The 23,881-nt window shown below is 66.7% G+C and carries 20 protein-coding genes and 1 pseudogene; 4 read left to right on the plus strand and 17 right to left on the minus strand.

What is annotated here, in order from left to right; all coding sequences use genetic code 11:
- Positions 1-29 precede the first annotated feature (29 nt).
- Together AC1U2B_RS14810 and AC1U2B_RS14815 are read left to right on the plus strand one after the other, a co-directional pair.
- Positions 30-1,427, plus strand: coding sequence for an L-serine ammonia-lyase (locus AC1U2B_RS14810; RefSeq protein WP_480217391.1), 1,398 nt, complete (start codon positions 30-32; stop codon positions 1,425-1,427).
- Between the two features lie 27 nt (positions 1,428-1,454).
- Complete coding sequence (locus AC1U2B_RS14815; protein WP_260937575.1) at positions 1,455-1,694, plus strand: hypothetical protein; 240 nt, start codon at positions 1,455-1,457, stop codon at positions 1,692-1,694.
- A gap of 24 nt (positions 1,695-1,718) precedes the next feature.
- Here the strand turns inward: AC1U2B_RS14815 and glmM are convergent, their stop codons facing one another.
- The 14 genes and pseudogenes from glmM to eccCb all read right to left on the minus strand — a co-directional run bounded on the left by glmM (position 1,719) and on the right by eccCb (position 18,380).
- A complete protein-coding gene (gene glmM, locus AC1U2B_RS14820) occupies positions 1,719-3,056 on the minus strand; it encodes a phosphoglucosamine mutase (protein ID WP_480217392.1) in 1,338 nt (445 codons plus the stop codon).
- 88 nt (positions 3,057-3,144) lie between these two features.
- The gene (gene rpsI / locus AC1U2B_RS14825) at positions 3,145-3,600 is read right to left on the minus strand and encodes a 30S ribosomal protein S9 (RefSeq protein WP_377042051.1); all 456 of its coding nucleotides are present in this window, start codon (positions 3,598-3,600) and stop codon (positions 3,145-3,147) included.
- Between the two features lie 44 nt (positions 3,601-3,644).
- Complete coding sequence (gene rplM / locus AC1U2B_RS14830) at positions 3,645-4,088, minus strand: 50S ribosomal protein L13 (RefSeq protein ID WP_064859820.1); 444 nt, start codon at positions 4,086-4,088, stop codon at positions 3,645-3,647.
- A 176-nt stretch (positions 4,089-4,264) separates the two neighbouring features.
- Positions 4,265-5,485 carry an HAD family hydrolase gene (locus AC1U2B_RS14835; RefSeq protein ID WP_480217742.1) on the minus strand — a complete coding sequence of 407 codons (1,221 nt, stop codon included), beginning with the start codon at positions 5,483-5,485 and terminating at the stop codon, positions 4,265-4,267.
- A gap of 70 nt (positions 5,486-5,555) precedes the next feature.
- Positions 5,556-6,338, minus strand: a complete 783-nt coding sequence (gene eutC / locus AC1U2B_RS14840; RefSeq protein ID WP_260937567.1) for an ethanolamine ammonia-lyase subunit EutC — start codon at positions 6,336-6,338, stop codon at positions 5,556-5,558.
- 1 nt (position 6,339) lies between these two features.
- Positions 6,340-7,749 (minus strand): ethanolamine ammonia-lyase subunit EutB, encoded by a 1,410-nt coding sequence (locus tag AC1U2B_RS14845; RefSeq protein ID WP_043986993.1) that lies wholly within the window; start codon positions 7,747-7,749, stop codon positions 6,340-6,342.
- Complete coding sequence (gene eat, locus AC1U2B_RS14850; protein ID WP_051955298.1) at positions 7,746-9,191, minus strand: ethanolamine permease; 1,446 nt, start codon at positions 9,189-9,191, stop codon at positions 7,746-7,748. The genes AC1U2B_RS14845 and eat overlap by 4 nt, the downstream gene beginning before the upstream one ends.
- 140 nt (positions 9,192-9,331) lie before the next feature.
- Positions 9,332-10,813, minus strand: a pseudogene (adh, locus tag AC1U2B_RS14855) (aldehyde dehydrogenase); the annotation flags it as partial.
- A gap of 114 nt (positions 10,814-10,927) precedes the next feature.
- On the minus strand, positions 10,928-12,220 hold the full coding sequence (locus tag AC1U2B_RS14860; protein WP_043401943.1) for a GAF domain-containing protein: 1,293 nt from the start codon (positions 12,218-12,220) through the stop codon (positions 10,928-10,930).
- A gap of 125 nt (positions 12,221-12,345) precedes the next feature.
- Positions 12,346-12,621 (minus strand): hypothetical protein, encoded by a 276-nt coding sequence (locus AC1U2B_RS14865; protein ID WP_480217393.1) that lies wholly within the window; start codon positions 12,619-12,621, stop codon positions 12,346-12,348.
- Between the two features lie 375 nt (positions 12,622-12,996).
- Positions 12,997-13,293 carry a WXG100 family type VII secretion target gene (locus AC1U2B_RS14870; protein ID WP_480217394.1) on the minus strand — a complete coding sequence of 99 codons (297 nt, stop codon included), beginning with the start codon at positions 13,291-13,293 and terminating at the stop codon, positions 12,997-12,999.
- A gap of 13 nt (positions 13,294-13,306) precedes the next feature.
- Entirely contained in the window at positions 13,307-13,630 is a 324-nt protein-coding gene (locus AC1U2B_RS14875; protein WP_480217395.1) for a WXG100 family type VII secretion target, read from the minus strand.
- Positions 13,631-13,704: 74 nt separating this feature from the next.
- The gene (locus tag AC1U2B_RS14880) at positions 13,705-14,844 is read right to left on the minus strand and encodes a type VII secretion-associated protein (protein ID WP_480217396.1); all 1,140 of its coding nucleotides are present in this window, start codon (positions 14,842-14,844) and stop codon (positions 13,705-13,707) included.
- Positions 14,841-18,380, minus strand: a complete 3,540-nt coding sequence (eccCb, locus tag AC1U2B_RS14885; RefSeq protein WP_480217397.1) for a type VII secretion protein EccCb — start codon at positions 18,378-18,380, stop codon at positions 14,841-14,843. Before eccCb ends, AC1U2B_RS14880 begins: the two co-directional genes overlap by 4 nt.
- Positions 18,381-18,489: 109 nt before the next feature.
- Between eccCb and eccD the strand changes: the two genes are divergently transcribed.
- Positions 18,490-19,761, plus strand: a complete 1,272-nt coding sequence (gene eccD / locus AC1U2B_RS14890; RefSeq protein WP_480217398.1) for a type VII secretion integral membrane protein EccD — start codon at positions 18,490-18,492, stop codon at positions 19,759-19,761.
- On the plus strand, positions 19,758-21,062 hold the full coding sequence (gene mycP / locus AC1U2B_RS14895) for a type VII secretion-associated serine protease mycosin (protein WP_480217399.1): 1,305 nt from the start codon (positions 19,758-19,760) through the stop codon (positions 21,060-21,062). Before eccD ends, mycP begins: the two co-directional genes overlap by 4 nt.
- A 223-nt stretch (positions 21,063-21,285) precedes the next feature.
- Here mycP and AC1U2B_RS14900 read toward each other — a convergent pair whose 3' ends face one another.
- From AC1U2B_RS14900 to AC1U2B_RS14910, 3 genes are all read right to left on the minus strand, one after another.
- Complete coding sequence (locus AC1U2B_RS14900) at positions 21,286-21,726, minus strand: DUF4265 domain-containing protein (protein WP_480217400.1); 441 nt, start codon at positions 21,724-21,726, stop codon at positions 21,286-21,288.
- A gap of 318 nt (positions 21,727-22,044) precedes the next feature.
- Complete coding sequence (locus AC1U2B_RS14905) at positions 22,045-22,380, minus strand: Imm51 family immunity protein (RefSeq protein WP_480217401.1); 336 nt, start codon at positions 22,378-22,380, stop codon at positions 22,045-22,047.
- A 32-nt stretch (positions 22,381-22,412) separates the two neighbouring features.
- Entirely contained in the window at positions 22,413-23,354 is a 942-nt protein-coding gene (locus AC1U2B_RS14910) for a leucine-rich repeat domain-containing protein (protein ID WP_480217402.1), read from the minus strand.
- Positions 23,355-23,881 lie beyond the last annotated feature (527 nt).

Here is a 23,881-nt window from a genome sequence, read left to right on the forward strand (position 1 = left end):
GTCTACGGACTTCAAAGGGGGAGATTCCGATGACCATCAGCGTGTTCGACCTCTTCTCGGTGGGCATCGGTCCGTCGAGTTCACACACCGTCGGACCGATGCGGGCAGCCGCCCGATTCGTCGACGATCTGCACACCCTCGGAGCCTTCGAGGGTGCCACCGGAGTCGCGGCCGTCCGTGTCGATCTCTACGGCTCATTGGCCGCCACCGGCGCCGGCCACGGCACCATGACGGCGATCCTGCTCGGACTCGAAGGCAACCGTCCCGAGGAACTCAGGACCGATGTCATGGAACAGCGCGTCGAGGAGATCCGGGCCGGCGGCCACATCATGCTCGGCGGCCTGCGCCCGATCCCGCTCACCGAGGCCGACATGACCCTGCGCCCGTTGACGGTGCTGCCCTTCCATCCCAACGGCATGACACTGACCGCGCTCGATGCCCACGGTGCCGAGTTGCACCTGCAGACCTACTTCTCCATCGGCGGCGGATTCGTCGTCACCGAAGCGGAGAGCCTGGAACCGGCCGCGCGGACCGCCGCGACCCACACCCTGTCCTTCAACTCGGCCAAGGAGATGCTGGAACTCTGCCACCAACGTGGTTGCAGCATCAGCGATCTCATGCTCGCCGTCGAATGCGAGACCCGAACCGCCGATGAGGTCCGGGCCCGGCTATTGCATATCCGCGACGTGATGGTCGAATGCGAACAGCGCGGTATCGCCCGCGACGGCTACCTGCCCGGGTCGATGCGAGTGCGCCGCCGGGCGAAAGACTGGTACGAACGTCTCAATGCCGAGGATTGGAACAAACAGCCCGAATTCGCCGAGGACTGGGTCAATCTCGTCGCGCTGGCCGTCAATGAGGAGAACGCGTCCGGCGGCCGGGTCGTCACCGCGCCCACCAACGGCGCGGCCGGCATCGTGCCCGCGGTCATGCACTACGCCGTGCACTACACCCGGGCCGGCCGCCGGGACCCGGACGGCACCGCGGTCCGTTTCCTGCTGACGGCCGGGGCCATCGGTTCGCTCTACAAGGAGCGGGCATCCATCTCCGGCGCCGAGGTCGGGTGCCAGGGCGAGGTCGGCTCGGCCGCGTCGATGGCCGCGGGTGCACTCGCCGAAATCCTCGGCGGCACAACCGAACAGGTCGAGAACGCCGCCGAGATCGCCATGGAGCACAGCCTCGGGCTCACCTGCGATCCCATCCAGGGCCTCGTCCAGGTGCCGTGCATCGAGCGCAACGCCATCTCGGCCGGTAAGGCCATCAACGCGGCGCGGATGGCACTGCGCGGCGACGGCGCCCATTACGTCTCCCTGGATCAGGTCATCGAGACCATGCGGACCACGGGTGCCGACATGCTGTCCAAGTACAAAGAAACGTCCACCGGCGGCCTCGCGGTCAACGTGCCGGTGAACTACGTCGAATGCTGAATGTTGGTGTAGGAGAGGGAGACAACCATGCACCTCGACTGGTACGACCGGGGCATCCTCGCCTTTGTGCTGGGTTGCGCGTCGGGTTCAGGACCATCCGACGACGCGTCCCTGGCACAGTTCGGGATCACCACGCCCCGGGTGATGCGCCGCTTCGACGCTGTCCTCGACACCGTCAGATCACACCAGATCCCGCTCGATGACGCTGACCTGACGCTCGTCCGTCAGGCCGTCGACTATCGAGACCACATGCCGCGCACGGGGTAACCCGGCCACTCCCGCAAAAACGCGCTAGGGCTGGTCGCTGACCGACTCCGCGACGCGGAACGCCACCATCCGCGCGGTGTCCTCGTCGGCGGCTTCCACCATGACCCGGACCACCTGTTCGGTTCCGGAGGGCCGCAACAGGATTCGGCCGGTATCGCCGAGTTCGGCCTCGGCCTCGGCGACCGCGGTCTGCACTGCCGGCGCCTGCGCGACCGTGGTCTTGTCGGCCACCTCGACGTTGATCAGCACCTGCGGCAACGTCTTCATGGGCGCACACAGCTGAGCCAGGGACTCCCCCGTCTGCGCCATGCGCGACATCAGCCGCAGTCCGGTGACGATGCCGTCACCGGTGGTGCCGAGCTCGGGCATCACGATGTGGCCCGACTGTTCGCCGCCGAGGGCGAACCGGCCGGCGCGCAGCTCCTCGAGCACGTACCGGTCCCCCACGCCCGTGGTGCGAACCTCGATGCCGGCTTCGCGCATGGCCAGGTGCAGACCGAGGTTGCTCATCACGGTGGCCACCAACGTGTTCGAGACCAGCTCGCCCGCATCGCGCATGGCCAGCGCCAGCACCACCATGATCGCGTCACCGTCGACCAGCGCGCCCGACGCATCGACGGCCAGACAGCGGTCGGCGTCGCCGTCATGGGCCAGGCCCAGGTCGGCCCCGTGCTCGATGACGGCCTGCTGCAGCTGCGCCATGTGGGTGGAACCGCAGCCGTCATTGATGTTGAGTCCGGTCGGCTCGGCGCTGATCGCGATGACGGTCGCGCCCGCGGCCCGGTACGCCTGCGGGGCCGCGGCCGAGGCGGCGCCATTGGCGCAGTCGACGACCACTTTCAGCCCGGCCAGCGGCGCAACCGCGGCCTTGGCGGCGTGGGTGAGGTAGCGGTCCAGCGCGTCGGCGGCGTCGAGAACGCGTCCGATGCCGGCGCCCGTCGGCCGGGTACCCGGACCGGCAGCGACCAGTTCGGCGATGCGGTCCTCGGTGTCGTCGTCGAGCTTGTGCCCGCCGGCGCCGAAAATCTTGATGCCGTTGTCCGGCATGGGGTTGTGCGAGGCGGAGATCATCACGCCGAGTTGCGCGTCATAGGAGGCGGTCAGATACGCCACCGCGGGGGTCGGCAGCACGCCGGCCCGCAGCACGTCGACGCCCTCGCTGGTGATGCCGGCGATGACCGCGGCCTCCAGCATCTCGCCGCTGGCCCGGGGATCTCGTCCGACCACCGCGACGCAACGGCCGGCTCCCGAGGTCGAGCACAGCCGTCGGGCGGCGGCCGAACCCAGCGCCAGCGCCAACTCAGCCGTCAGATCACGGTTTGCGACGCCACGTACGCCATCGGTGCCGAACAGCCGACTCATAGACCCGCTTTCCTCCAGAGATGTCCTCATGAAACGCCGAAGGCGGGCGTGTCCAGACTGCGACACGCCCGCCCACGAGCAGAAACGATCAGCGCTTGCTGTACTGAGGCGCCTTACGGGCCTTCTTGAGGCCGTACTTCTTGCGCTCGATGGCACGCGGGTCACGGGTCAGGAACCCGGCCTTCTTCAGTGCCGGACGATCCTCAGGCTGAACAATGATCAGCGCACGGGCGATGGCCAGACGCAGCGCGCCGGCCTGGCCCGAGGGGCCGCCACCGTCGAGGTGGGCGTAGATGTCCACCGTCTCGACGCGGTCGACGGTCACCAGCGGGGCCTTGATCAGCTGCTGGTGCACCTTGTTCGGGAAGTAGTCCTCGAGCGAACGGCCGTCCAGGTTGAACTTGCCGGTGCCGGGCACCAGGCGAACGCGGACGACGGCTTCCTTGCGGCGACCGACGGTCTGGATCGGACGGTCGATGTACACGGGCTCGCGGGGGGCCGACTCTTCGGCCGCCTCGAACTCGGGCGCTTCGGGCGCTTCAATCGCTTCTTCGGTCACTTCGGTCACTTCAGTCACGTCAACTTCAGTCACTGGGCCACCTGCTTGATCTCGAAAGGAATCGGCTGCTGAGCGGCGTGCGGATGGTCAGGACCCGCGTACACCTTCAGCTTCTTCTGCACCTGGCGCGACAGCTTGTTGTGCGGGAGCATGCCGACGATCGCGTTCTCAACGGTGCGGGTCGGGTGCTTCACCAGCTGTTCGCCAATGGAGCGCTTGCTCAGACCGCCCGGGAAACCCGAGTGACGGTAAGCAAACTTGTCGGTGAGCTTCTTGCCCGACAGGGCAATCTTCTCGGCGTTGATGATGATGACGAAGTCACCCTCATCGGAGTTCGGCGTGAACGTCGGCTTGTGCTTGCCGCGGAGCAGCTTGGCTGCTTCGACGGCGAGCCGGCCGAGCACCACGTCTTGGGCGTCGATGACGTACCACTTACGTGTGGTGTCACCCGCCTTCGGCGTGAATGTAGGCACAGCTATACCTCTTCTTCTCGGGTTGAGTCCCGGTGCTATCCGGGTGTCGGTCAAGTGCGCGACCTGGTATTTCCCGGCGACCGACGGTGACCCGGGAACCACTGGCCTGACGGCCTGCAGCGCACCAACGTGGGAGCTTACCCGCGGGCGTCACCGCAGGTCAAAACGCGCAGCGGTCAGTACACCCGGTCCTGCTGGTCAGGCACGACGCTGCCGTCCGGCCGGTGCAGCGGCCCCTTGGCGCCCGTCGGCTCGATGTAGCCCTTCGTCGCGCAGGCGTACGGCTCGCTCTGCTTCTTGGGGTCGATGAACATCGGGTTGACCAGCCAGTTTCCGCCCGCGTTGTCGTACGCCGTGCACATCAACTCGGTCTTGTTCCGGTTGAGTACCAGCCGCAGGGCAGTGGCGTCGGTCAGGAACGTGACGTCGGTGTCGGAGTCGCCGGCGGCGAACGCCGCGCGCTTGGGCTCGGGCTGTTGGGTGAACGCGGCCGGGCCGCTGACCCCGAACACCTCTTCATTGACCCGGCAGCGCTTGCCCTCGATATAGGTGATAGCGGTTTCGCCGCCGCAGGGCACCAGCCGCGGCGTCAGCACATCGCCGTCGCGTTCGGTCCGCACACCCATCACGTGATCGGCGGGGATACCGAGTTCTTCGGCCCACACCCGGGCAATCAGTTCAGGCGAGGCCGAGATGACCCGCACGTCGAATCCGTTGGCGTGCAAGGTTTCCACGAGGTCGCGCATCTGCGGGTAGTAGCGCACCCAGGCGGTCTCCACCCCACTGCCGATCTTCTGCTCGGCGCCGACCGGGGCATCGAGGTTCTCCGTGCGGGCCGCCTTCGCGAATTCGGCCAGCTCGGATTCCGACCAGCCGGCGAGCATCTGCGCGTTCCAGGCGTAGGCCGGCTCGACTCGGCGGGCGTTGAACCCGGCGAATGCGGGTTCGCCGGCTTTCGTCTCGCTGCCGGTGTAGACCGAGATGATCTCGTCGGCGCATGCGGTATCGGTGTCGGTCGCCATCGGCTGGCCCGGCTTGGCCGCGGCGCAGGCCCGGCCGAGGGCCGAGACGGCCTGCGGAGTCAGGAACGTGCTGGTGGACGCCCAATTGCCGTCGGCCGGTGCCCGCAGCTTGCCGTTGCGCACCATCCAGAAGAACGTGGCGTCGCCGATGTCGTTCTTGACCAGGGTGTTGTCCCAGTCGAACAACGCCAGGGGCGCACCCGCGTTCACCGAACCGGTCGCGCCGCACGTGCCCAGCTTGGCGAGCATGGCGTCGATCCGGTCGCGGTTGTCGCCGTACCAGGCCGCGCTCTCCGCCAGCGTCCGGCACGACGCCTTGCTGGTGGCCGGCGATTGCGCCGCCGGGGTGCTGTCGTGGCTGCTGCAGCCGGACATGGCGAGGAGGCCGGCCAGGGCAGCGGCACCGGCCAGTCGGGTCAAGCGGGTCACGGTTCTCCTGGTGGTGTCAGGTCAGTTCGGCGGCGCTGGGCGCCTCGAGCGAGGTGTCACGTGAGGTGTCCTTGAGGTCGACGCCGGACCGGCCCAAGGCGCGGGCACCGGACACCAACCCCGCGGCGACCCTCGCGGCCTCGGTGTAGCCGAGGCCCTCGGGCGGATGGATGTTCGAGATGCAGTTGCGGTCGGCGTCGGTACGCCCCGGGATGGGCAGATGCGTCAGGTAGATGCCCAGGCTGTCGGCGACGGACAGGCCCGGCCGCTCCCCGATGATCACCAACAAGGTCCGCACTTTCGCCGCCGCGCCGATGTGGTCGCCGAGGGCGACGCGGGCCTGGGTGGCGATCACCGGCGGCGCCAGCGTGTAGTCGTCACGCAGGGTGGCCACCAGTTCGGCGAGCAACGCCGGGCCGTGTTTGGCCAGGGCGTAGGGCGAGAGCCCGTCGGCCAGCACGAAGCCGATGTCGGCCGGGGTCTCGGGGACGTCCATGGGCTCGGCCGGGATCCGGCCCAGGTCGGGACGGCGCAGGTATTCGCTGCGGGACTCGGCCTGGCTGCGGACCACCGCGGGTTCACCGAGGCCGATGTCCCGGACCCGGGCCGCAAGGGTGTCGACGTCGAGCGGCTCGTGCACGGCGTCCCGGGCAGCGGCATGGGCCGCCGCCAGTTCGAGCACCTCGCGGGTGGGCAGCGCGTTGCCGGCGCGGCCCAGCCCGATGCGGGCCTGGGTGGTCTTGCGGAGCTCGTCCCAAAACTGTTGGACGGCAACGGCTTCAGAGTTCTCCGAGGTCATGTCAGCCCGCCGCCGTCAGCGCACGCAGCGCCGAGCGCTGCAGATCGAAGTTGGTGAGCTTGCCGGCGTCGTCGGTCATGCCGACCTTCTTCAGCCAGGCCTCGAACTCGGGCGCGGGCTTCAATCCCAAGGTGCGACGGACCGCCACGACGTCGTGGAAGGACAGGCTCTGGTAGCCGAGCATGACGTCGTCGGCGCCGGGCACCGTGATCACGAAGGCGCAGCCCGCCGCGGCGAGCAGGGTGAGCAGGGTGTCCATGTCGTTCTGGTCGGCTTCGGCGTGGTTGGTGTAGCAGACGTCGACGCCCATCGGCAGGCCGAGCAGCTTGCCGCAGAAGTGATCTTCGAGCCCGGCGCGGATGATCTGCCGGCCGTCGTAGAGGTACTCGGGGCCGATGAAGCCGACGACGGTGTTGACCAGCAGCGGGTCCAGGGCGCGGGCGACGCCGTAGGCGCGGGTTTCCAGGGTCTGCTGATCGACGGGCCGGCCGCCGGTGCCGAGGTGGGCACCAGAGCTCAGAGCCGAGCCCTGCCCCGTCTCCAGGTACATGACGTTGTTGCCGACAGTGCCGCGGTTCAGGGACCGGCCGGCCTCGTTGCCTTCCCGCAGCAGCGCCATGTCGACACCGAAGGCCTTGTTCGCGCCCTCGGTTCCGGCGACGGACTGGAACACCAGGTCCACCGGAGCGCCGGCCTCGATGAGACCGATCGTGGTGGTGATGTGGGACAGCACGCAGGACTGCGCCGGGATGTCGTAACGGCTGCGGATGTTGTCGAGCAGGTGCAGCAGGTCGGCGGTGGCCTGCGGCGAGTCGGTGGCCGGGTTGATGCCGATGACGGCGTCGCCGCAACCCATCAGGAGACCGTCGAGCACCGCGGCGGCGATGCCGCGGGGGTCGTCGGTCGGGTGGTTGGGTTGCAGCCGGGTGGCCAGGGTGCCCGGCAGCCCGATGGTGCTGCGGAAGGCCGCGTGCACCTGGGTGGCCGCGGTGACGGCGATCAGGTCCTGGTTGCGCATGATCTTGCTGACCGCGGCAGCCATCTCCGGCGTGATGCCGGGTGCGACGGCCGCGATCCGGCCTGCGGCGTCGTCGCCGGCCACCGCGTCCAGCAGCCAGTCCCGGAACGCTCCCACCGTCAGGTGGGAGATTTCCGAAAATGCCTGCTGGTCATGGGAATCCATGATCAGACGGGTGACCTCGTCGGTCTCGTAGGGCACCACCGCGTCATTGAGGAAGGTGTCCAGCGGAAGCTCGGCCAGCGCCCACGCCGCGGCGGCCCGCTCGGCGTCGCTGTGGGCCGCGCACCCGGCGAGTTCGTCACCGGAGCGCAGCGGCGTGGCCTTGGCCATCAAGTCGACAAGCCCGTCGAAGGTGTAATTCACCCCCGAAATCCGCTGGTGGTACTTCATTTCAGCTCGTCCTCGGCTTCTGCGAGCATCGCGAACTCTTCATCAGGAGAGTTTGCCACCAAACGGTGCCGGCTGTAGAGCGCGAAGTACAACATGAACGCGCAGAACACCAGGAGGCACAGACCGGCGGCGACCGGGTTCACCAGGAAGGTCGCGATAACTGCGACAACCGCGATCACGAGAGCGAACGACGTGGTCACGATGCCACCCGGGGTGCGGTACGGCCGCGGCATGTTCGGCTCGCGACGACGCAGCACGATGTGGCTGACCATCATCAGGACGTAGCTCACCGCAGCGCCGAAGACGGCCATGTTCAGCAGCAGGTCACCCTTGCCGGTCAGCGACAACAGGAAGCCGATGACGCCGGGGACGATGAGCGCGAGCGTCGGCGCCTTGCGCGAGTTGGTCACCGACAGCTGGGTCGGCAGGTAGCCCGCCCGGGACAGGGCGAACAGCTGGCGCGAGTAGGCGTAGATGATCGAGAAGAAGCTCGCGATGAGGCCGGCCAGGCCGATGTAGTTGACCAGCTTGGCTCCGGCGCCGGAACCGAGTGCCTCGACGAGCGGGTTGCCCGAGCCCGACATCTGTTGGGCCCCACCGACACCCGTGGTGAGGATCAGCACGACGGCACAGGTGACCAGCAGGACCGTCATTGCCGCGATGATGCCGCGCGGCACGTTCTTCTCCGGGTTGGCGGTCTCTTCGGCGGCCAGCGGCACACCTTCGATGGCCAGGAAGAACCAGATGGCGAACGGGATGGCGGCCCAGATGCCGAGGTATCCGTGCGGCAGGATGTCGGAAGCGCCGGCCGCTCCCGTGTCGACGGCGATGGTGGTCAGGTTCGAGATGTCGAACTGCCCGATGGCACAGACCGCGAAGATCACCAGGCCCAGCAGCGCGATGGCGGTGATCACGAACATCACCTTGAGCGCCTCACCGACGCCGGACAGGTGGATGCCGATGAAGAAGGCATAGGCCGCGAGATACACCCACCAGCCGTTGTGAATCCCGAAGAGTCCCAACGATTCCACGTAGGCGCCGATGAACGTCGCGATGGCGGCCGGGGCGATCGAGTATTCGATCAGGATCGCGGTGCCGGTGGCGAAACCACCCCATGGCCCCAGGGCGCGGCGGGCGAAGGTGTAGCCGCCGCCCGCGGCGGGCAGCGCCGAGGACAGCTCGGCCATGCCCAGCACCAGGGCCAGGTACATGCCGGCGATGATGACGGCCGCGATGGCGAGGCCACCGAAACCGCCTTGCGCCAGACCGAAATTCCAGCCGGAGTAGTCGCCGGACACCACGTAGCTGACACCGAGGCCGGCGAGCAGCAGCCAGCCCGCCGTGCCCTTCTTCAGCTGACGTTTCGCGAGGTATTCGTTGCTCTCGACGTGTTCTTCGACGCCGTGAGCGGAGTGCTCACTGGGTGGATTGGTGATGGACACTGCAAACTCCTGAGGGGGATGGCGGGATGCCGAGGCGGCCTGCCCCCAGGAGCTATCTGGTGCCGGCCGGAATCATTTTGTCGCCGTACGCATTTGAGATGCGCCGACCGAGCCCGAAGCGAGCGCCCGCGTATTCGGGGGTTACGCGTCTGCTGGTAGTGGTCCAGCATCATCTTGTGGTTCTCCCGGCCGATGCCGGACTGCTTGTAGCCGCCGAACGCGGCGTGCGCGGGGTACATGTGGTAGCAGTTGGTCCACACGCGACCGGCCTTGATGTCCCGGCCGGCCCGGTAGGCGACGTTGCCGTTGCGCGACCAGACTCCGGCACCCAGGCCGTACAGGGTGTTGTTGGCGATGGAGATGGCGTCGTCATAGTCCTTGAACGACGTGACCGACAGGACCGGCCCGAAGATCTCCTCCTGGAAGATGCGCATGCCGTTGTGACCGGAGAAGACCGTCGGCGTCACGTAGTAACCGCCGCTGAGGTCGCCGCCGAGCTCGGCCCGCTCACCACCGGTGATCAGCTGGGCGCCTTCGGATTTGCCGATCTCGATGTACGACAGGATCTTCTCGAGCTGGTCGTTGGAGGCCTGCGCGCCGATCATGGTCTCGGTGTCCAGCGGGTCGCCCTGGCGGACGGCCTTGGTGCGGATCGCGGCCAGCGCCAGGAACTCGTCGAAGATGTCGGCCTGGATGAGGCTGCGCGACGGGCAGGTGCAGACCTCGCCCTGGTTCAGCGCGAACATGGTGAAGCCTTCCAGGGCCTTGTCCTGGAAATCGTCGTTGGCGGCCATGATGTCGCTGAAGAAGATGTTCGGGCTCTTGCCGCCCAGCTCCAGGGTGACCGGGATCAGGTTCTGGCTGGCGTACTGCATGATCAGCCGGCCGGTGGTGGTCTCACCGGTGAAGGCGATCTTGGCGATGCGGTTGCTCGACGCCAGCGGCTTGCCGGCCTCGACGCCAAAACCGTTGACCACGTTGACAACACCCGGCGGCAGCAGGTCGCCGATGAGCGAGAACAGGAACATGATCGAGGCCGGGGTCTGCTCGGCGGGCTTGAGCACGATGGCGTTGCCGGCGGCGAGCGCGGGGGCCAGCTTCCAGACGGCCATCAGGATCGGGAAGTTCCAGGGGATGATCTGGCCGACGACGCCGAGGGGCTCGTGGAAGTGGTAGGCGACGGTGTCGTCGTCGATCTCGGAGAGCGAGCCTTCCTGGGCCCGCAGCACGCCCGCGAAGTAGCGGAAGTGGTCGACTGCCAACGGGATATCGGCATTGAGGGTCTCGCGCACCGGCTTGCCGTTGTCCCAGGACTCGGCGACGGCGATGGCCTCGAGGTTCTGCTCCATGCGGTCGGCGATCAGGTTGAGCACCCGGGCGCGGGCGGCCGGCGCGGTCTTGCCCCAGGCAGGAGCGGCGGCGTGCGCGGCGTCCAGCGCCTTCTCGATGTCGGATTCGTCCGAGCGGGCGATCTCACAGAACACCTGGCCCGTCACCGGGGTACGGTTCTCGAAGTAGCGTCCGGCAGCGGGTGCCACCCACTCGCCGCCGATGAAGTTGTCGTAGCGGGCCGGGTAGGTCATCACCGAACCCTCGGCACCGGGACGCGCGTAAACAGTCATGGGTTCACTCCTCGCAATGGGTGACAAACACAGATGTGCTGCTGATCACTTACGGTACGCAGAAGTGGGTTGCAACACAGTTGCATCGTTCAACGCGGTCGAACCGGGACCGCGTCAGCCGAGGTCGGCGTCCAGTCCCGCCAGATGTCCAACGGCCTGCGCGCGCACGACCGGGTCGGCCGACGGGTGGTTGCGCAGCAGTTGCCAGCCGTGCCGGTCGTCGCGCCCGTCGGGCAGGGCCAGCCAGCGGCGCAACAGTCCGACGTGTCCGGCCGCGGACGCCGACAGCACCGCGGTGCGCAGGCTCTCCCCCAACTCGGTGCGCAGCCGGGCGATCGCCGGCGACACCGACTGCGGCAGCAGCGCACCCGAGTAGTGCGACAGGGCCGCGTCGACGTCGCCGCGGTGCAGCGCGGCGAAGACCTCGGCGACGTCGCTCTCGATCGGGGTGAGCAGCCGGTAGGGCCGCGACGCCACGTACTGCGCGCCGATCACGCGGCGCAGGCGGGACATCTCGACGCGGATGGTGACCGAGTCAAGATCGTTGTCGTCCAACAACATTGCGAGATGGTCGGCGCTCAGGCCCTCGGGATGGCGGCTCAGCAGGACCAGGATGTCGGCGTGCCGGCCGCTGAGGGTGTGCTGGTGGGGTTGTCCGTCATCGCCGGTGGCGATCCAGCGCGGACGGTCGCCGCCCAGCACCGTCAGGCGGGCCGCGGTCACCGGGTTCGCGGCCGGCTGGAGCAGCCGTTGCAGGGCCAGGTGGTTCTCGATGGCCATCACCGTGGCGCGCACCAGTCCCAGGGTCTGCGCGGAGGCGATCTGGCTGTCCCCGGTCAGGTCGACGCAGCCGATGAGTTCGCCCGTCGTCGGGTCGTGCACCGGCACCGCCGTGCAGGTCCACGGCTGCACCAGCCGGGCGAAGTGCTCCGAGCCGTGGATCTGCAGTTCCCGGTCCAGGGCCAGCGCGGTGCCCGGGGCGTTGGTGCCGGCACTGCTCTCGCTCCAGTTGGCGCCGGGGACGAAGTTCATGGCCTCGCCCTTGCTCAGGGCCGTCGGGTCGCCTTCCACCCAGAGCAGGGTGCCGTCGGCGGCGGCGACCGCGACCATGACGCCGCTGTCCTTGGCGTCCTCGACCAGCAGCTTGCGGATCACCGGCAATGCGGCGGAGATGGGCTGGTCGGCGCGGATCTGATCCAGGGTCTTCGGCACGACGGGCGTGAACTGCGCACCGCCGCGGTCCGGGTCGACGCCCGTGGCCAAGCTCCGGCGCCAGCTGTCGGCGATGACGGGCCGGACCGCTGCGGGGTCCAGGTGCTGGGCGTCGATCTCACCGGTGACGAACCGCTGGTGTACCGCGCGCAGCACTGAGCCGGCCGGCGACCCCTTGGTGCGGCTGGTTCCCACGACACTCACACTCCTCGCAGGTCGGATACACACCTGCGTGGCCGCCAGGGTAGTCGACCTGGGTGTTCTACGACACGATCTTGCCCTCGGGCGGTCGGTTTGGCGACGGCCCACTCAACCGGCTGCTAGGCGGCGCTGCCTGCCGAGCGCTGCTCGATGCGTTTGAGCGCCGCCCCGACCAGCACTCGTAAATCGGTACGCGGATTGAACCCAAGCTGTTCGAATGCGTTGCGCACACTACGAACAACGTCTGCCGACAGCACGACCTGCTGCTGGTCTGCGAGGGCAATGGCATCCATGAGCGCGCCATCCGGATCGCCGCTGTCGCGCTGATCAACTACTCCGCGACTCAACTTCACGCCTGCCGCGGCGAGGGCATCGAGGGCCTCAATCATCGCCACCATCCCAGTTTAACAATCCGTCCAGGTCAAACGGTCGATCTCGACGGAGACCTTCGAGGTTGACGCCGACTCCGTCGCCGTTGACCGGAAAGATCGTGATCGGATTGCCGCGACGATCCAAAACGACTTGAACGACCATCGAGCAGCGTCGAATACTGACCATCCGCCCTTTACGGCTGCGCCAACGAAGTACTGGTAATCCCATTCATCAAGCGACGCGACATCGGCGGGTCCAAATGGGATTTCGCTGCCATCGGGCAACTTGGGGAACTGGGCTGTCATCGATTCGGCCCGTCAAGAAGACCGGGGATGACTGTGTGGCCCCGCCCCCGGCTCTCCATTCCAGGGGCAGGACCACACAGAGCTTCTGGTGGGCTAGAAAACCCAGTCGCCGGCCGCGCGCCGGTCGGTGGCCGCAATGTCGTCGGCGCCGTCCCGGACGGCGTTGCCGAGGCTGTGCAGAATCTCGTTGAGGGCGGCCGCCGACTGGTTCCAGCGGGCCTGCTCGGCCTGGAACGCCTCGGCGGCTTCGCGGGTCCACGTCTGTTGCAGTGGCGCGACCAATTGCCGAAGTTGTTCCAGGGACGTGTTCATCCGTGCCGACGTGGCGTGGATTTGTTGGCGGACGGTGAATTCGATCTCGCCGAAGTGGTAGGACAGCGCCGATTGCATGTGCTGTGTCCCGTCAGATCGTGTGGCTGGTAGCGCCGATGCGCTGGGCGTGCGTGTCGGCCGCCTGACTCAGCACCGTGGCATTCGATCGGATGGTTTCGGCGATACGTTGAAGCGACGCGTGCAGTTTCATCGACTCGCCGTTCCACCGGTTCACCACGTCCTGGAATCGGGTCGCCGCGACACCGCCCCACACCGTCGGTGGGATGGCCGTCATCTGGCCGATGAAGTTGCCGAGCATGGCCCTGATCTCCTCGTTCCGGACCTCGACCTTGCCTGCGATACCCGTCATCAGGTCGAAATCCGTAGTCAGGGTGCCACTTTGCGGAGCTGTCATGATTTCCTCTCCATTGGGTTTGATTGTTTAGACGTTTCCGGGGAACGTTCGGTTCCATTGCCGCCCAAGTTTTTTCAATCGGTTCGGCGGGCAGAGCGGATGGCGGTGTCACAGGCTGCGCGGACCGCAGCGCCCTGGCATCCCACGGCGATGCGCACCGGGCCATCGAGCACCACCGTCCACTCGACGACCCGCCTGCCCCGCACCTCGCGGTACCGCACGGCCGCGCGTCCGGCACTGACACCGACGTCCTCGAAGTCGACGATGACTCCGCCCGGCAGCTTCGTCGCCGCCGCTCGCAACGACCGCGCGGCCACGTCCAGCGTCTGGTCCGGCGCCACCACCGATTGGGTGAGGTGAATGATCTGGCCGCGATCATCGGGCGAAATGATCTGCAGCCGAGCCGATCCCGTGCCCGTCAGGGTCCGCTCGACCGGCCAGCGTGCCGGGACCTGTACCGCGATACGGCCTTCCACGAGCCACGTGAGGTCCGGATCTACGGCGGTGACGACTGCCGCCGGGGTGTCCCGGCTCGACAGCCCCAGTCCCACGGCGCAGACAACCGCGACGGCGGCCATGGCGACAATTGCGATGCGACCCCGCACAGAGCGCGATCCGGCTGCAGCGGGAGTGCCGTCCGGATCGCGATGGTCGAGCAAGTCGTCGCAACTCAAGATCTGAGCGGTGACGCCTTGATCCTGCAGCAGCGCCCGTATTTCAGCGGCCAGGGCCGCGGCACCGGGGACGCCGATCGGCGCGTCGATCACCACAGGTGTGCCCCACGCAGTTCGGGCAATGACGGCCTCTGCGGTGGCGCCGTCGGTGCGTCGCACGACGGACGAGGCGGTTCCTGGCCGGGAGATCGTCACGAGGTCCTCCCCCAGTTCGACCACCGCGCAATCGGATTCGCCGGTGGCCGCACGGAGCGCCTCGGTCCGGTGCTGGATGACGACGCGCGAGCCGCCGGCGTGGGCAGCGGTGCGTATCCGGTCGACCCTCGACGCCGACCACCAGATCGGGCACACCACCGTGACGGCTGGTGCGGCACCGATCGCCGTGGTCATCGCTTCGTGCCAGATGCGTTCGGCGGGCAGGACTGCCGCGTCCAGGAGACCCAATTGCTCGTCGATGCACTCCAATGCGGACGCAACAAGTTCGGCGTCGATATCTCCCGGTCCGATGATGGTCGCCGGCCCCACCACCACAACCGTCATGGCGGATCGGTCCAACCGATTTGGACCAGCTGATCGGGCCGCCCACGACGCGTCACGACGGCCCGGCCGGGCGGAAGCGTCATCGGGCGCGCGGTGCCCAGCAGCGGCCCATCCTCGGGACTGGTGCTCATGATGATGCCGGTGGCGCCCAGGTCACGCATGCGCGACAGGAGCGGGTCGAACATGGCGCGCGCGGCCCCGCTGGAGCGGCGTGCGACCACCACGTGGAGTCCGATGTCCGATGCGTGCGGCAGCAGGTCGAGCAAGGGGCTCAACGGATTTCCCGCCGCACTCGCAACCAGGTCGTAGTCGTCGACTACGACGTGGATTTCGGGACCCGACCACCAGGATCGGTCCCGCAGTTGCTGCTGAGTGATGCCGGGTCCCGGCAGCCGGGCGGTGAGCAGTGACAGCGCAGCCGCCAATTCTGCGGCCGCCGTGACAGTCGACATCGCATAGCCGAACAGATGCGGCGGCTCCACCACGCCCAGCAGCGATCGCCGGAAGTCCACGATCAGCAGCTGGGCCCGATCCGGATCCGTCTGTCCGATGATCGCGTGGCACAGCGTCCGCAGCGCGGATGTCTTGCCGCAACCTGTGTCGCCCAACAGGATCAGATACGGATCGTCGTCCAAATCGAGTGCGAACGGTTGCAGTTCCTCCTCGGCCACTCCGACGACGTACCGCGGCGGCGCTTCCGCGTCGGCCACCAGCTCCGCGTAGTCGACATGCGATGGAAGCAGTTCGATGACCGGCGCGGGACCCGAGGGATCGGTCGACATCCGGTCGCGCTGTGGCAGCGCGACCACGAACTCCTTCCCGTCTCTGGTGAGGCCGCGACCGGGTGGGCACGTGCTGAGCAGCTGGGCACGACGACGGTCCATTTCGGACTCCGTCGGGTCACCGAGCCGCAACTCGATCCGGGTGCCTATGTGGTCTTTCAGCATGGGGCGCAGCTCAGCCCACCGACTGGCCGTGAGCACCACGTGGACGCCGACCGACAGCCCCTGCGCCACCACTGCGGTGATGGTGTCCTCGAGCGCATCGAAGTCGCGGCGCAGCACGGCCCAGCCGTCCACCGCCAACACGACCTCACCGTAGTCATCCGGAAAAGGCACCCCAGGTCCGTGCTGCTGCCGAAAGTCCTGGCGACGGCGGCACAGGGTGAAAAGTTGAGACGCGATGCGCCGCAGTAATTCTGGCTCGTTCCGGCCGGCGACGGCGCCGACCCGAGGATGCCGCCGCAACGCCGTGAGCGCACCGTCACCCAGATCCAATCCGTAGACGCTGAGCCGTGGCGTTGTTGCGGACAAGCCGAGCACCAGTGTCTGCAACGCAGTCGATTTTCCGGAGCGCGGGCCGCCGACGATCGCCACATGTCCACCGGAGCCACTGAGGTCGACGATCAGCGGGTCGCGGCGCTGCTGAAATGGGTTGTCCACCAAACCGATCGGAACACGCAACGGATGGTCCGTGCCGGCCGCCAGCAACTCGGACAATGCGGGCGAACCCGTCAGCGGTGGCAGCCAGACCTGATGGGCTTTCGCGCCGAGCCCGGTCAGCCGGTCCAAGGTCGTGTCCATCAGGGTCGGGCCGGCCGACGGCTCCGGCGGCACCGCCGGGACTCCGACGGTGAACAGTCCGGGCACCGGATCGTCGTTCTCGCTCGATGGGGCCGGCCCGGAGACGAACGCGGACTGAAATCGCAACAACTTTCCGTCCGCGGTCCGCAGCAAGCCGGCACCCGGCGTACCGGGCAACTCATGCGCGTCGGTGACCCCGACGACCGTACGGGACTCGGCCGCCGAGAAGGTCTTGAGGCAGACCCGATACGAGAGGTGGGTGTCCAATCCACGCAGGCGGCCTTCGTCCAGTCGCTGGCTGGCCAGCAGCAGATGAATGCCCAGTGATCGGCCGAGTCGTCCGATGGCGACGAACAACTCCGCGAAATCCGGATGCTGGCTGAGCAATTCGGAGAACTCGTCGACCACGATGAACAATGCGGGCAGCGGTGCCAGGTCGGCACCCGCCGCGCGGGCCCGGCGGTAGTCGCCGATGCCGGACAGGTTCCCGGCCGCCCGCAACAGCCCTTGGCGCCGGGTCAGCTCGCCGGCGAGGGCGTCGTGCATCCGGGCGACCAGATGTGCCTCTTGCGCCAGGTTGGTGATGACCGCCGCGACGTGGTTCACCTTCTCAAAACCGAGAAACGTTGCGCCGCCTTTGAAGTCGACGAGGATCAGGTTCAGCTCGTCGGGCGAGTGTGTGCTGATCAGCCCCAACGTCAGCGTCCGCAAGAGCTCGGATTTCCCGGAACCTGTTGCGCCGATGCACAAACCGTGCGGACCCATGCCGTGCTCGGCCGGCTCTTTGAGGTCGAGTTCGACCGTCGCTCCGGTGTCGTCGGTGCCGATCGGCACGCGCAGACGTTGCCGGGCCGGCCGGGACGACCAAGATGGCGCCCAATCATGTTGCCGCCGCGCAATGTCCGCGCTGCCGGCCAGTTTGTAGCGCGCCAGTCTGCGCGCACAGGTCTCCGCTTGTGCTGCCGTCAGCGTGTCGGCGGTCGAGCAGGGCGGGAGCGTCGACGCTGAATCCCGGCCACCGACCACCAGCAGCGTCACCGCCGCCGTGTCCTCGAACCGCACGGCCAGGGCGGCGTCCACCAGCACCACCAGGTGGCAACCGGCGATGGCAGACACGGCGCCGAGTTGCGGGAAGCGCAGCGGCACCCCACCGAGGACGCCCGAACGGTAATGGTGCGGTAGCCATTTCAGCCAGTCCCACTCGCCTGATCGGGTGACTACGGCGATCTTCACCTGATCCGGTCCGTGCCACAACGCCAGTTGGCAGACCATGGCGCGTACCCGTCCCGGGGCATCGCCGCCGCCGATGTCGATACGGCGATACCGGTTCACGGCGACGGTCACCGGGACATCGGGCACTGTGGCGGCGGTGCGCAGCAGCCGATCGAGTGCCGAGGTGGTCAGCGGGTCGGCGACCCCGTCATTGGCGGCTGGTGTCGGGACCAGCGTGGTGCGGAGCGGGCGCTCGCCGATGCCGACGCGGATCTCGGTGAAATCGGCGTCGTTCCAACCGCGTTGCCACATCCGTTTGGTGCCGGCCACGGTCCACAGCGCGCCGGGCGGTGGATGCTTGTGATGCAGCCAACGATGCTGTTCGGCGGCAGTGCGGCCCGCGCATTCACCGATCGCGTCCAGATACAGCAGGTACTCACGACGATCGGCGTCGATCTCACCGGCCCGAAGCGCACCGCGCGACCCGAGAACGGCGCTACCGATCATCGACAGCACCATCATGGCCGGGAAGAGCAGGAACATCGGGTTCCGTCCCGCCACCGAACCCGACCGGAAGTAGAACACCATCATCCCGGCCATTGCCAACAGCATCAGCACGGGTGCGAGGCGGGTGACGACGTTGCCCGACGACAGCCGCGGCACCTGTGGTGGCGTGCGGACCTCGATGTCTCCTTCAGCCGGTTCGGCTGCGGGAGATCGCGCGACTCTGATGAATTCCATCGAACTATCAGACGCACACGGAGGTCGTTCGGTTCCATCGATTTTCGTGTCGGGCAGGGGTTCGACGGGCGGTTACCGTGAGATCGGGCATGTCGATCCGGGGGGTGCGATGTCCGAGTCTCTTTGTCGGCTTTCGGTGCGATTCCACGGCGAACGCACCAGCGAGACGACCGATCTGGTCTTGCCAGCGGGTGCCGCGGTGGACTCGCTACTACCTGACATCGTGGCGCTGGCTCATCCGCAGGAGTCGCCCGATGGCGTGAGCTGGTGCCTGGACCGGGCTGCCGGCGACCCGATCGACGGCTCATTGTCGTTGAGACAAAACGGCGTTCACGACGGCGACGTGCTGCAACTGCTGCGCAGCACGACCCCGGAACTCGGCGTGCTGCGGACGCACACGGCGAAGATGGCCGCCGACCACGCCCCTGCTGGTCCGACCGCTCATCTGGTCGGGCCCGTACTCGGGGTGTGGGCAGTGAGCGTCGCCGCCGTGATCTTGATCTGGTCCGCCATGCACGGTGATCAACCCACAGCAGCCGTGGTCAGCTGTGGTGGCGCGCTGGCCGCGCTGACGGTGGCGTGGCGGTCCGGCCATGGGCAGTGGCCGGTCGCTGCCGTGATACTCGCTTTCGCGGCCGGGTTCTCGGCCGTTCCGGACGGACCGGCGGCCTCGAATGTCCTCCTCGGTTCCGCGGCGGCATTCGCGGTGGCCTTCGTCCTGCTGCGGATCGGCGCATATCACGTATCTATTGCGGCCGCTTCGTTTTCGGCGCCGATTATCGTGGCGACGGCGGCGGCGAGCGTCTGGTCGCTACCGATGACCAGTACCGGCGTGGCCGTGACCGCGGTGGCTTTGTTAGCGCTGTCGGCCGCACCGCGGAGCGCTGTCACCGTCGCCGGACTCACGCCGCCTTCGGCTACGGTCGCGGACGGCGACGCTGAGCGGGTCGCACGTGCGCATCTGGTGCTCACGGCGTTGGTGATCGGCGCGGCTGCGGCCGCGGCGATCGGCGCGATCGTGGTGGCGGTGGCCGCCGTGCACCGGCCCAGCACCGCGACGTTGGTGTTCAGCTGGGTGGTGGCCGCAGCGATCGCATTGCGAGCGCCGTCCTACCAGCTTCCGGCACGCCGATGGAGTGTCCTGATCGCGGGAATGATCTGCACCACTGGGGCTTTGGTCGTCACTGTGATGGTGTTTCTCAGCTCGGCGGCCTGGCTCGGGGGCGGCGTCATGGCGGTGGTTCTGGGTGCCCAGCGGATCGGGCCGGTGAGCGCCACGACGGGCCGGCGCCTGGTGTATCTCGAATACGCGGCGCTGGTCGCGATGGCTCCGTCGGCGCTCTGGGCCGCAGACGTTTTCAGATTCGTACGCGGCGGATGAGACACCGCGATCAGGTGATCGCCGTCGCGTTGACGGTCGCGATGACATCCGCGGCTCCGTGCGCATATGCCATTGCCCCGAAGCCGGTTGATCACAGTCAACTACCCGGACCTGCGGCACCGGCACCGCCCGGCAGAACCGAACAGTCTGACCGGTGCTCGACGGCGAAGTCGGTCGACGCACGCCCCGCAGGGCAGCTCGACATGCTCAATCTTGCTGCGGTGTGGCCGCTTTCCCGCGGCAACGGACAGACGGTAGCGGTGATCGATACTGGCGTCGCCCGGCACCGATTGCTACCGCACCTGGTCGCGGGCGGTGATTACGTCTCTTCCGGTGACGGTACTGAGGACTGCGACGGCCACGGCACCGCAATCGCCGGCCTGATCGGCGCCACGGCCACCGAACCTGGCACCTTCAGCGGTGTGGCGCCCGATGTGGCCATCATGACGATTCGCCAGTCCAGCAACAAATTCCGGCTTTCCGACGATCATGAGGTATCCGGTGTCGGCGATGTCGAGACACTCGCCCGCGCCGTCCGCTCGGCAGCCGACGCGGGCGCCACCGTCATCAACATCTCGTCCGTGGCCTGCATGCCCGCCGCAGACCCGCTCGACGACCGGTCGCTGGGTGCCGCACTGGCCTACGCCGTAGATGTCCGCAATGTCGTGGTGGTCGCCGCAGCCGGCAACGCCAGTGGTGAATGCGCACAACAGAATCCACTGTCCGATCCCAAACGTCCGGGCACGCCGGACTGGGACACCGTGCACACCGTGGTCAGCCCGGCGTGGTACGACGACTACGTGCTGACCGTCGGTTCCGTCGGCCCGACCGGTGCGCCATCACCATTCAGCCTGGCGGGGCCCTGGGTCGACGTCGCCGCGCCGGGCGAATCGGTGGTGTCACTGAGCGCGCAGGGCGACGGTCTCGTCGACAGCCGGCCAGACTCCCGCCCGCTGTCCGGGACCAGCTACGCCGCACCCGTCGTCAGTGGTGTTGTCGCACTGATCCGTTCGCGACTGCCACAACTTTCTGCCCGACAAGTGATGGCCCGCATCAAGGACACCGCACGCCATCCCGCCGACGGCTGGAACGCACAGGTCGGACGCGGTGTTGTCGACCCGTTGGCCGCGGTAAGCGGCGGTACGCCGGCACCTGCCCCCGCGCGGGTCGCCGCCGCACAGGCACCACCTGCGTCCGGTCCCGACCATCGGCCGTCGCGCCGAATCGCCTTCCTCGGCACCGCCATCTGCATCGCGGTCGCCGCCGGCGCCGTGACCGGGCGCCGGCGATCATCGCGATAACTCATCGAAAGTGGCGTTCTCTGTGGTCAATTCAGAGATGATGTCGGCGACCTCCTTGCCGCGGCGCCAGGCCCAGCGTAGCCGGATGGCCCCGTTGCCCTACTTCGCCACCAACGTCGAACTCCTACAGGCGTTGCGAATCGGTGACCGCAATGCACGGGAAGACTTGAATGGTTAAGCGCCAGTTTCGGTAGGTGAGGCAACCAGCCGAGGCCTTTTGGCGTCAACGTAGGAAGCTGTCAGGCAGACATGCTTCCTCAAGTTCTAAGGCACCGCTAAGCGCTTTACCCGTCAGATAAGCATGTGCTCGCTCGACGACTTCGCCGTCGGAAATATCAACTGCAATGATCTGACGCAATCTCTCATAAGAGCATCCCATATCACTCAGTGTTGAAAGGATTTCATCCTCGTCCGAAAAAACGACAATTCGTACAGTTGAACGTCCCGACCATTCCAGGCGACTAGAAAACCAAACTAAATCGCTACTGGGATCTGATCGCTGACCTCGGACGATATCGTTTACAGCGAGCGGCTTGACGAAGAACGGGATATTGTCGACGCGGTATCGATCCTTGCCAAGCGCTTCTACCCACATGGTTTCAACCGCGTATGGAGGCCAGGGGTGGTCAGGATCATCGTCTTCTACGGGCAAGTGGAAAGCCATTCGTCGGTACCGATTTCCATGGAGCACCGTTGGTTCATGCTCTGCACTTTGCCGATCCATCAATATTCACTTCCCTCCAGAGACCGAACCATCGCCTCAGTTGGCATAGGTGCGCTGACTCGATAGCTTCGTTTGTCCGCTCCTAGATTGGCGTCGATGCACTCAAGGGACAGATGGCCTGCGAACACGGTGAACGCCTCGGGTTGCAGGGTGTCACTTTGCCAACCACACATATCGCAGAGCGGGCGCTTGCGCGAGCGGACACAGATCATCGAGCACCTTGAGGTCGACCTGAAGCACTTTGAGATTCGTTTGTTCCTAGCCGTCGAATTCGTGGCCAGCCGCGGTGGCAGTAGAGATGAGCGCTCCGATCGCATCGGAGTCGGTCACCGCAGGGCGCATCAGGTCGGCCAGTGCCAGCAGCTGGTCACGATTACCGTACGCGGCGAATGTTCCTGCCTCTGGGTCGAATTCGAACACATCGGACAGATCTGGGCGGTAGTTGCTGATCAGGTATTCGGCGACCCCTGTCCAGAAGTCGCCGTTGGGTGTATGGCCGTGCGCTTCCACGGCCGTGTCTACGGTCAGATCGCCCGTGCTCAGCAGCAGGGCCACGGATGCGGGGTCTTCGTCGTCGAGGAAGAACGGGTCCACTGGCGAAACCTCTGATTCTCGTTGTGTGTGTTTTATTGTTCGCCGCTGATGCGGGCGGCGAGTTCGTGTTTAAACGCCCTCTGGTAGTACGGGTTGGTGGCGTCGCGGTCCAGATCGAGCATCTGGTTGACCTGGTAGCTGAGCTTGTCCGTGCGCAGGTTCGCGTCGATCACCTCCAAGGTGGGGTGGCCCGCCAGCACCATGAAATCTTCTGGCTGCAGGGTTTTGCTTTGCGCCCGCAGATACCGCAGGTGCGGGGCGCGTGCGATCGGGGTGAGATCATCGAGACCTTTGAGTTTCTCGACTTCCATCGAAATCAACTCGCGGAGGTCGCGCAGGTCGGGCAACACCCCGACCGGTAGCGATTCCAGAAACACGTGCACAAGGGAAGTGCATTCCCCGATCGGGGCCAGATCTGTGATTTTCGTGCGATATATGACCAACGACATCAGGTGTGGCAGACGTGTCAGTGCAGACAGATCACTGACACGCCCCAACGTGATGGCCACCCATCTCAAAGATGTTGCACCGGTGAGGAATTCCAAATCGTCGCGTTTGACGCTGGTCAAGCTCACCGACCGCAGCCCGCGAATCCGGCCGAGAACATCGACCTCGGGGGAATGATCAGTGATCGACACATCCGTCAACTGAGGTAGTTCGATCAGCACCTCCAGCGATACCCGCCGCTTCGTCGGCCCCAAATCCAGCGATTCCAACTGTCGTAGACGCCGCAAGCCCTCCACCGACTGCAGAGCCATGCATTCCACGGTCAGTGTTTTCAGCCATCCGAACTCGGCAAGGAAGTCCAGGTTGGTTACCTCGTCGCCGAAGATACTCACGAACAGGCCCAGGTGAGGGTGCCGCGACATGTAGTCCGCCAGCAGTTGCCAGTCAGCGGCCGACGGTGTGTCGCCGGTATCTCGGACGATGATCCGGCGGAATTCTGGGTGTTCGGGCAATTGGTCCGTGGTCACCGGGCACCGCACAGAATGGGATACCGGCGGCCGCGCCTTCGGGACTGCCGGAGGTTGATTGGAACTCATCTCGTTTCCCGCCTTGGTGTGCATATTCCCCGGTCGGCGATGCTACCGCCGACCGGGGAATATTCGCCGCTCTCGTTTGCCCTACGGATGGTTATGATGCGACTTACTCTTACGCCGTTTCGGCTTCTGTCTGCCCTTCGAGCTCTTGCCTTCCGTATGGCCGGATGCCGATGAGCCGCTCTGGGATTCTCCCCGGCGGGACTCGTTGGCTCCGTGCGCCGATCCCACGGCCTCGGACCGCTGCTGGTCCGCGCTGGCCTGCGAGCGGGTTCGCTGATCCAGACGCTGCCGCGGCGCCGGAGGGCTTGTCGGTGTAAACCCGGTCCTCGTCCACGCCGGCGCCGGTGAGCACCGTCAGTTGCGTGTCGAGGCCTTGGCCGATGGTGCTGCCAAGGGCGTACCCCAGGATCGTCGCCATACCTGGTGACTGCCTCATTGCCTACGACAGCGGGGATGTG

The organism is Mycolicibacterium sp. P4_G11, from assembly GCF_056555145.1.